Origin of the sequence: Sinomonas sp. G460-2, assembly GCF_047759905.1 — a bacterium.
In the GTDB taxonomy this organism is placed as follows: Bacteria; Actinomycetota; Actinomycetes; order Actinomycetales; family Micrococcaceae; genus Sinomonas.
On record NZ_JBKZWT010000145.1, the window covers coordinates 1 to 8,762 of the forward strand.

The following is an 8,762-nucleotide window of genomic DNA, read 5'->3' on the forward strand; positions in this document are numbered from 1 at the left end:
CCCATTCCACAGCGCACGGAGCAGCTCCAGCTCGCCGGCGACGTGACATACACGCTTCCCTCGTCCGAGGCGCTGGTCCACGGAACGGTGCCGAAGGAACGCACGGAGGCGAATGACGCCGTCGTCGCGGCCCTCACGAACACCCTCCAGCAGTTCAACGTCGAGGCCGAGGTCACGGGTTTCAGCCGCGGCCCGACCGTGACACGCTACGAGATCGAGCTCTCCCCGGGCACGAAGGTCGAGAAGGTCACGGCGCTCAGCAAGAACATCGCGTACGCCGTCGCGAGCTCGGACGTGCGAATCCTGAGCCCCATCCCCGGCAAGAGCGCGATCGGCATCGAGATCCCCAACACGGACCGCGAGACGGTCTCCCTCGGCGACGTGCTGCGCAGCCAGAACGCGCGGCGCACCGAGCATCCCATGGTCATGGGCGTGGGCAAGGACGTCGAAGGCGGCTTCGTCGTTGCGAACCTCGCGAAGATGCCCCACATGCTCGTGGCCGGCGCGACCGGCGCGGGCAAGTCCTCGTTCGTGAACTCGATGATCACGTCGATCCTCATGCGTTCGACGCCGGACGAGGTCCGCATGGTCATGGTCGACCCGAAGCGCGTCGAGCTCACCGCGTACGAGGGCGTTCCGCACCTCATCACGCCCATCATCACGAACCCGAAGAAGGCCGCGGAGGCCCTCCAATGGGTCGTGCGCGAGATGGACGCGCGGTACGACGACCTCGCGAACTACGGCTTCAAGCACATCGACGACTTCAACAAGGCGGTCAAGGCGGGCAAGGTCGTCCCGCCGCCGGGGTCCGAGCGGAAGATCAAGGCCTACCCGTACCTCCTGGTCATCGTCGACGAGCTCGCGGACCTCATGATGGTCGCGCCGCGCGACGTCGAGGACTCGATCGTGCGCATCACCCAGCTCGCGCGAGCGGCCGGCATCCACCTCGTCCTCGCGACGCAGCGCCCGTCGGTGGACGTCGTGACCGGCCTGATCAAGGCCAACGTGCCGTCCCGTATGGCCTTCGCGACGTCCTCGGTGACGGACTCGCGCGTCGTGCTCGACCAGCCGGGCGCCGAGAAGCTCATCGGCCAGGGCGACGCCCTGTTCCTCCCCATGGGTGCGTCCAAGCCAATGCGCGTGCAGGGCGCGTGGGTCTCGGAGTCGGAGATCCACCAAGTGGTCGAGCACGTCAAGGGCCAGCTCCAGGTGACCTACCGCGACGACGTCGCTGCCGAGCCCGAGAAGAAGCAGATCGATGAGGAGATCGGCGACGATCTCGAGGTCCTGCTCCAGGCCACCGAGCTCGTGGTCACGACGCAGTTCGGCTCGACGTCGATGCTCCAGCGCAAGCTGCGCGTCGGCTTCGCGAAGGCCGGGCGGCTTATGGACCTCCTAGAGAGCCGCGGCGTCGTCGGCCCGTCGGAGGGCTCGAAGGCGCGCGATGTCCTCGTCAAGCCGGACGACCTTCCGGCCGTCCTGGGCGCGCTCCGAGGCGAGGACGCGCCGTCGTCCGCTTCCCGAGCGAACCCAGCGGATCGGGCGCTCGCCGACAACGCCAACGCCAATCACCACCTCGGGGAGCACAACGTGAGCTCGCCCTACGCGGAGGACCTCGTGAAGGGCGATCTCGACTCGCGCCCGCAGGCCACCGACTACTACGACGAGGATGACGACGGCGGCGACGACGCCTGGCAGCTCACCGGCCGATAGGCTTGAGTGATGACTACCAAAGGGCCGTCCCAGCTTTGGAACTTGCCCAACGTCCTCACGATGTTCCGGATCGTCCTCGTGCCGGTGTTCGTGGGGTTCATGATCGCAGACGGCTCCCATCAGGGCCCCCTGCGGTGGCTCGCGGTCCTCGCGTTCGTCGTCGCGATGTACACGGATCAGCTCGACGGGCAGATCGCTCGGAGGCGCAATCTCGTCACCAACTTCGGGAAGATTGCCGACCCGATCGCGGACAAGCTGCTCACGGGCGCCGCGCTCGTACTGCTCTCAGTCCTCGGGGAACTGCCCTGGTGGATCACGATCGTCATCCTTGTGCGCGAGTGGGGAATCACGGCGCTGCGCTTCGTGGTGATCCGCTACGGCGTGATGCCGGCCTCCCCGGGAGGGAAGCTCAAGACGGTCCTCCAGAGCGTTGCGATCGGTCTGTACTTGCTCCCGCTCCGCGACGTTGCGCCCGCTGTCCCCGTGGTCGCGTTCGTGATCATGCTTGCTGCCGTCGCGATCACGGTCGTCACGGGCGTCGACTACGTCGTGAAGGCCCTCCGGCTTCGCTCCGCGGCCCTGCGGGCGCAACCCAAGGGGGAGTGAGGTCTCGATGAGTTCGAGCGTGACCGCCCAGGAGGTCGTTGCGGCATACGTGGCGAGGGGCAGCACGGCCGCGACGGCGGAGTCGCTCACGGCTGGGCTCGTGGCGGCGAGCCTCGCGGACGTCCCGGGTGCCTCCCTCATGCTGCGGGGTGGCGTCGTCAGCTACGCGACGGAGGTCAAGGCGGCCCTGCTCGGGGTCTCGGAGGACCTGCTCAAAGAGGCCGGATCCGTCGATCCCGAGGTCGCGCGGCAAATGGCCGTCGGGGCGCGGGCCGCGTGCGGCGCGGACTACGCCGTCTCGACAACGGGAGCGGCAGGGCCGGAGCCGCACGACGGCAAGCCCGTGGGCACGGTGTTCGTGGGGCTCGCCGGGCCAGATGGCACGGAGGTGCGTGAATACCGCTTCTCAGGGACCCGCGCGGAGATCCGGGCGGCTGCTCGCGACGCCGCGCTCACGGCGCTCCTCGACGCAGTGAGCTGAGAGCATGCTGTGAGTTTGGGTTGAGAAGGGCGCTGCGGGGGAACAAAGGATCGGGTCGGGGAGTTGATCCTAATGTCGCCACCCCCGTGGTGGCAGCACTAGGATGAGTCACACGGATGCCCGGGAAGCCGGGCCCCCTATGAGGAGCGCACTGATACATATGGTCAAGCAGCCCGTCACCGTCAATGGCGTAGTCCGCTGGCGCAATGTGGGCTTGGCTGAAATCGCCCCTGAAGAGAAGAAGGAGCGCAAGATGGTAGTTCTGCGTCATGAGATTGGGGACGTCCTCCGCGACGTCCGCCAGCGTCAGGGCCGCACGCTCCGTGAAGTCTCGCACAACGCGCGTGTCTCTCTTGGGTACCTCAGCGAAGTCGAGCGAGGCCAGAAGGAAGCCTCGTCCGAGCTTCTCTCCTCGATTTGCGCCGCCCTCGACGTGCCCCTTTCCGCCATGCTCCGCGAAGTCAGCGACCGCGTCGCGGTGGCCGAGGGAGTTTCGGTGCCGGACACCGTTCCTCAGGAGTTCTCCCAGCGCTACGGCCGCGACCTCTCGGAGGAGCTGGACGTCGAACTGAGCAAGCTGAGCGGATCGCGCTGACCCGAAAGGTTCAGCGGCGTGGGTTTCAAGGGGTCGGGCTGATGCCCGGCCCCTCCGCTGTCTCCGAAGGCTGCGCGCCCGGCTCCGGGCGACGGCGGCCGGCCGCCCCGAGGGCGTCGTTGAGCCGCGAGAAGTAGTCCGAGAGCTGGGACAGGTCCGTTAGATCCCAGTTGCCGAGCGCATCGCGGAAGAACTCGAGCCTGCGGCTGCGGAGCTCATCGACCTCGGAGGCTCCGGCCGGGCTCAGCGTGACCCGCTGGGCGCGACGATCGTCGGGGTCGTCTTCCTTGGACACGAGGCCCAGCTGCTCGAGCAACGCCACCTGGCGGCTCACGGACGGCTTGCCGATGCCGATGAGGCTCGCGAGTTCCGTGATGCGCAGGGGCCCCTCGCGCCGCAGGATCACGAGCAGGCCGTACGCGCCGGGCTCGATTTCAGGGTGGAGAGAACGCGAGAGGGTGTGCGAGATGGCTCGCGAGCGGCGCCAGAAAAGGCTCAGCTGCTGTTCGATCGACTCGAAGGCCTGGTCAAACTCTTCTGGGCTCTGGCGTGGGCTGGACATGACCACATCATAGGCAGCGGACCAGACGCCTACTTGGGCACTGAGTCACACACTGAGATGGGCCTCGGTGAGGCTGGCGGCAACTGCGGACGGGCTAAGGGAGCCCATGAAAGAATGGTTTGATGCGGCACAGCGACTTCTGGCGGTTCATGGAGGACGAGTTCGGGGCGGCCTACGCGCGCGTCCTTGCCTCGACTCTCGTGCTGGCCGCAGTCGGCGGACGCACCGCTGTGGAGGCGCTGCAGGCGGGGCAGAATCCTCGCACCGTCTGGCTTGCCGTCTGCGATATGCAGGACGTCCCGCGAGAGCGGCGGCTCGGCAAGGACCGTCCGCTGAGAGGCTGAAGGTCGCGACACGCCGCGGACGTCTTCGAAGATGTGTTCGGTTCGGGGTATTCTCCTCAACAGAGCAGAAAATTCACCGTTTCGGGCCGGACGTCCACAACGGCGGGCGAACGCCGCGTTTTGTCGGCGGGTCTCGGTAGCGTAGCGAGTGGATTGAACGGCAGGCCTGAAAGGGCCTTGCCGAGGCCCAGAGAACCCCGACCGGAGGTGGACCATGGCGGCATCGCCAGAACGCGAAAAGGCCCTCGAAGCGGCCCTCGCACAGATCGACAAGCAGTTCGGCAAGGGATCGATCATGCGTCTCGGGGACGATACCCGCGCGCCGATCGAAGTCATCCCGACGGGGTCGATCGCGCTGGACGTCGCGCTCGGCATCGGAGGCCTCCCGCGCGGCCGTGTCGTCGAGATCTACGGGCCGGAATCGTCCGGTAAGACCACCGTCGCGCTGCACGCCGTGGCCAACGCACAGCGGAACGGCGGCATCGCCGCGTTCATCGATGCGGAGCACGCGCTCGATCCGGAGTACGCAGCGAAGCTCGGCGTCGACACGGACGCGCTGCTCGTCTCGCAGCCGGACACCGGTGAGCAGGCCCTCGAAATCATGGACATGCTCGTGGGCTCGGGCTCTATCGACATCGTCGTCATCGACTCGGTCGCGGCGCTTGTTCCCCGGGCCGAGATCGAGGGCGAGATGGGCGACAGTCATGTGGGCCTCCAAGCTCGGCTCATGAGCCAGGCGCTTCGCAAGGTCACCGGTCGCCTCAACCAGACCAAGACGACCGCGATCTTCATCAACCAGCTGCGCGAGAAGATTGGTGTGTTCTTCGGCTCTCCCGAGACGACCACCGGTGGTAAGGCGCTCAAGTTCTACGCCTCTGTGCGCATCGACGTGCGCCGCATCCAGACGCTCAAGGAGGGTTCCGACTCGGTCGGCAACCGGACCAAGGCCAAGATCGTCAAGAACAAGATGGCCCCGCCGTTCAAGCAGGCCGAGTTCGACATCATCTACGGCCAGGGCATCTCCCGCGAGGGCGGGATCATCGACATGGGCGTCGAGCACGGCATCATCAAGAAGTCGGGTTCGTGGTTCACGTACGACGGTGATCAGCTCGGCCAGGGCATGGAGAACTCACGGCGCTTCCTGCGCGACAACCCCGAGCTCGCGGACGAGCTTGAGCGGCTCATCAAGGAGAAGCTCGGCGTCGGGGTCAAGAAGGACGCCGAGGAAGAGCCGCGGCTCAAGGCCGTCGAGGGCGAGTAGCGCTTGGGTGGGAACCGTTCGCGCGAGCAGGAGGAGGACCGTGAGCCGGACCCCGAGTCCGTCGCGCGGGCCATCCTGCTGAGGCAGCTCACGCTGGGTCCGCGGAGTCGGCACCAGCTCGCCGGCAAGCTTCGAGAACGCAACGTTCCCGAAGAGACCGCCGAGATGGTGCTTGAGCGTTTCGAAGAAGTCGGCCTCATTGACGACGGCGCGTTCGCGGCAATGTGGGTTCGGAGCCGCTCAGAGTCGAAGTCGCTCTCGAAGAGCGCACTCCGCCGGGAGCTCGCGTCCAAAGGTATCGGCGGTCAGACGGCCGAGGACGCTCTCGCTGATCTGAGCGATGAGGATGAGGATGAGGCAGCGCGTCGACTCGTCGAGCGGCGAGTCCGGCCTGCTGTGCTCGGGGATCGTGCCACGAAGGACCGCGAGCTGCGCCGTCTCGTGGGGATGCTCGCGCGGAAGGGCCACCCGCCGGCGAGGGCCTTCCGCATCGCTTCGGATGTCCTCGAGGAGGCGAGCCGGCGGAGTCTGTGAATACGCCGGGAACCGGCGTGCCTCGTGGACCGGCGTGAGAGGCCCTCGCAAGACTGGGGGTCACTATGCGACGTGCTCGAGGCTTCAGACTTCACCGCGCTGCCGCCGCGATGGCCAGCGTCCTCTTGGCGCTGGGCGCTGCCGTGCCCGGCGCTGTGGCCGACGACGACACTCCGCCGTCGGGATTCCCGTCATGGGACGACGTGCAGGCGGCGAAGGCCAACGTCGACTCGGCACAGGCAGAGGTCACCAAGATCAACGGCCTCCTCACGAACGTCCAGGCCGCGGCCGCGGATGCGTCGTCGAAGGCGGTCGCGGCCGGCGTCGTCTATGCCAAGGCCGAGCAGGCGGTCCAGAACCAGCAGAAGGTCGTGGACGCGCAGCGAGCGGCGACCGCTGCGCTCGAGAAGCAGCGCGACCTCGCACAGCAGGCCGCGGGGCGCGTGGCTTCCGCGGCGTACATCGGCGGAGCGCCCTCGGGAGCGCTCGACGCGCTGTCCGTCCTGGGCCAGTCGGACGGCCTGGACCGGCTCGGGACCATCCAGATCCTGGGCGACCAGGCGTCGAAGGCCGTTGCGCAATACAAGGGCGCCGCCAACAATGCGGCCGCCGCGGAAGCCCAGTCGCGGGCGGCCGAGGACGTGCTCGCTCAGCTCTCGGCCGCGGCTAAGCAGGATCTCGACGCGGCCCAAGCCGCGCAGAAGCACGCGCAAGACGTTGTAGCGCAGACCCAACAGCAGCAATCCACGCTCACGGCTCAGCTCGCGTCGCTCAAGGGGACCTCGGCCGATGTGGAGCAGCGCTACGAGCAGGGTCAGGCCGCCCTCGCCGCGTACCAGGCAGCCCAGGAGGCGAAGCGGCAGGCGGCTGAGAAGCTCGCCCAGGAACAGGCCGCCGCGGCAGCTGCACAGCAGGCTCAGGTCGCGCCGGCCGCAACAGTCGTGAGTCCGCGGGTCGGAGTGATTGACGATCCGGCGGGCGCTCAAGCATTCGCGAGTTCACAGATCGGCAGCTATGGCTGGGGCGGCGGCGAGTATCAGTGCCTCCTCCAGCTGTGGACGCGCGAGTCGAGCTGGATGACCGACGCCACGAACCCGTCGAGCGGGGCCTACGGCGTCGCCCAGGCCCTCCCACCGGACAAGTACTACTCCGCGGGCAGCGATTGGCTGACGAACTACCGCACGCAGATCGTCTGGGGACTCGGCTACATTCGAGACCGCTACGGCAGCCCCTGCGCGGCGTGGTCGCACGAAGTGGCCATCGGCTGGTACTGACGCACGAATCCGCGCCCGGCCGGTACCCTTGATGGGTGAGTTCCACGATCGACACGCCGCGCAGCTACGAGGTGCGCACCTTCGGCTGCCAGATGAACGTCCACGACTCCGAGCGCATGTCGGGTCTGCTGGAGGCGGCCGGCTACGTGCGCGCCGCGGAGGGCACTGAGCCGGACGTCGTCGTCTTCAACACGTGCGCCGTGCGCGAGAACGCGGACAATCGCCTCTACGGCAACCTCGGCCAGCTCCGCCCCGTCAAGGAGCGGCACCCGGGCATGCAGATCGCCGTCGGCGGCTGCCTCGCGCAGAAGGACCGGGACACGATCCTCGAGAAGGCGCCGTGGGTCGACGCTGTCTTCGGAACCCACAACGTGGGCGCGCTGCCCGCGCTCCTCGAGCGCTCGCGCCACAATCATGAGGCGCAGCTCGAGATCCTCGAGTCCCTCGAGGTGTTCCCGTCGACGCTCCCCACGAAGCGCGACTCGGTGTACAGCGGCTGGGTCTCGATCTCCGTGGGCTGCAACAACACGTGCACGTTCTGCATTGTTCCGAGCCTGCGGGGGAAGGAACGCGATCGTCGGCCGGGCGAGATCCTCGCCGAGGTCCAGGCCCTCGTCGACGACGGCGCGATCGAGGTGACGCTGCTTGGCCAGAACGTGAACTCGTACGGCGTCGAGTTCGGCGACCGTCTCGCGTTCGGAAAGCTCCTGAGGGCGTGCGGCGATATCGACGGGCTCGAGCGCGTCCGGTTCACGAGCCCGCATCCCGCGGCCTTCACGGACGATGTCATCGACGCGATGGCGGAGACGCCAAACGTCATGCCACAGCTGCACATGCCGCTCCAGTCCGGCTCGGACAGCCTCCTGCGGTCCATGCGCCGCTCGTACCGCTCGGCGAAGTTCCTCGGCATCCTCGACCGGGTACGCGAGCGGATTCCCCACGCGGCGATCACGACCGACATCATCGTGGGCTTCCCGGGCGAGACGGAGGAGGACTTCGAGGCGACGCTCGACGTCGTCGAACGCTCCCGCTTCCAGAGCGCCTTCACGTTCCAGTACTCGAAGCGCCCCGGGACCCCGGCCGCGGACATGCCGGACCAGCTGCCGAAAGCAGTGGTCCAGGAACGCTACGAGCGTCTCGTCGCGCTTCAGGAGCGCATCTCCGGCGAGGAGAACGCGCGCCAGATCGGGCGCGAGGTCGAGCTCCTCGTGACCGCGCAGAGCGGGCGCAAGGCGGGGGAGACCCACCGTCTGTCGGGCCGCGCACAGGACAATCGCCTGGTCCACTTCAGCGTCCCTGCGGGCGCCGACGAGCCTCGCCCCGGCGATCTCGTGACCGTCACAGTCACGGCAGCAGCGCCGCACCACCTCATCGCCGACCCCACCGGGACGG

At 67.7% G+C, this 8,762-nt stretch carries 10 protein-coding genes; 9 read left to right on the forward strand and 1 reads right to left on the reverse strand.

All coding sequences use genetic code 11. The features are described 5' to 3' along the window. The 4 genes from ACLN58_RS13555 to ACLN58_RS13570 form a co-directional block, all read left to right on the forward strand. A partial coding sequence (locus tag ACLN58_RS13555; protein WP_415855788.1) for a DNA translocase FtsK occupies positions 1–1,713 on the forward strand: 1,713 nt, incomplete at its 5' end. A gap of 9 nt (positions 1,714–1,722) precedes the next feature. Beyond that, positions 1,723–2,319 (forward strand): CDP-diacylglycerol--glycerol-3-phosphate 3-phosphatidyltransferase, encoded by a 597-nt coding sequence (gene pgsA / locus ACLN58_RS13560; protein WP_415855789.1) that lies wholly within the window; start codon positions 1,723–1,725, stop codon positions 2,317–2,319. Positions 2,320–2,326: 7 nt separating this feature from the next. Beyond that, positions 2,327–2,800: a CinA family protein gene (locus ACLN58_RS13565; protein ID WP_415855790.1), complete on the forward strand. Its 474-nt coding sequence runs from the start codon at positions 2,327–2,329 to the stop codon at positions 2,798–2,800. 160 nt (positions 2,801–2,960) lie between these two features. Then, positions 2,961–3,395, forward strand: coding sequence for a helix-turn-helix domain-containing protein (locus ACLN58_RS13570; protein ID WP_136609858.1), 435 nt, complete (start codon positions 2,961–2,963; stop codon positions 3,393–3,395). 25 nt (positions 3,396–3,420) lie between these two features. Here ACLN58_RS13570 and ACLN58_RS13575 read toward each other — a convergent pair whose 3' ends face one another. After that, positions 3,421–3,957, reverse strand: coding sequence for a MarR family winged helix-turn-helix transcriptional regulator (locus tag ACLN58_RS13575; RefSeq protein WP_415855791.1), 537 nt, complete (start codon positions 3,955–3,957; stop codon positions 3,421–3,423). Between the two features lie 122 nt (positions 3,958–4,079). Here ACLN58_RS13575 and ACLN58_RS13580 point away from each other — a divergent pair, with 122 nt between their 5' ends. The 5 genes from ACLN58_RS13580 to miaB form a co-directional block, all read left to right on the forward strand. Continuing rightward, positions 4,080–4,301, forward strand: a complete 222-nt coding sequence (locus ACLN58_RS13580; RefSeq protein WP_415855792.1) for a DUF3046 domain-containing protein — start codon at positions 4,080–4,082, stop codon at positions 4,299–4,301. A gap of 214 nt (positions 4,302–4,515) precedes the next feature. Continuing rightward, a complete protein-coding gene (gene recA / locus ACLN58_RS13585; protein WP_415855793.1) occupies positions 4,516–5,562 on the forward strand; it encodes a recombinase RecA in 1,047 nt (348 codons plus the stop codon). A gap of 3 nt (positions 5,563–5,565) precedes the next feature. After that, complete coding sequence (locus ACLN58_RS13590) at positions 5,566–6,096, forward strand: regulatory protein RecX (RefSeq protein WP_415855794.1); 531 nt, start codon at positions 5,566–5,568, stop codon at positions 6,094–6,096. A 110-nt stretch (positions 6,097–6,206) separates the two neighbouring features. Beyond that, positions 6,207–7,370, forward strand: a complete 1,164-nt coding sequence (locus ACLN58_RS13595; protein WP_415855795.1) for a hypothetical protein — start codon at positions 6,207–6,209, stop codon at positions 7,368–7,370. A 92-nt stretch (positions 7,371–7,462) separates the two neighbouring features. Continuing rightward, on the forward strand, positions 7,463–8,762 hold a 1,300-nt coding region (gene miaB / locus ACLN58_RS13600), incomplete at its 3' end, for a tRNA (N6-isopentenyl adenosine(37)-C2)-methylthiotransferase MiaB (protein WP_415855796.1).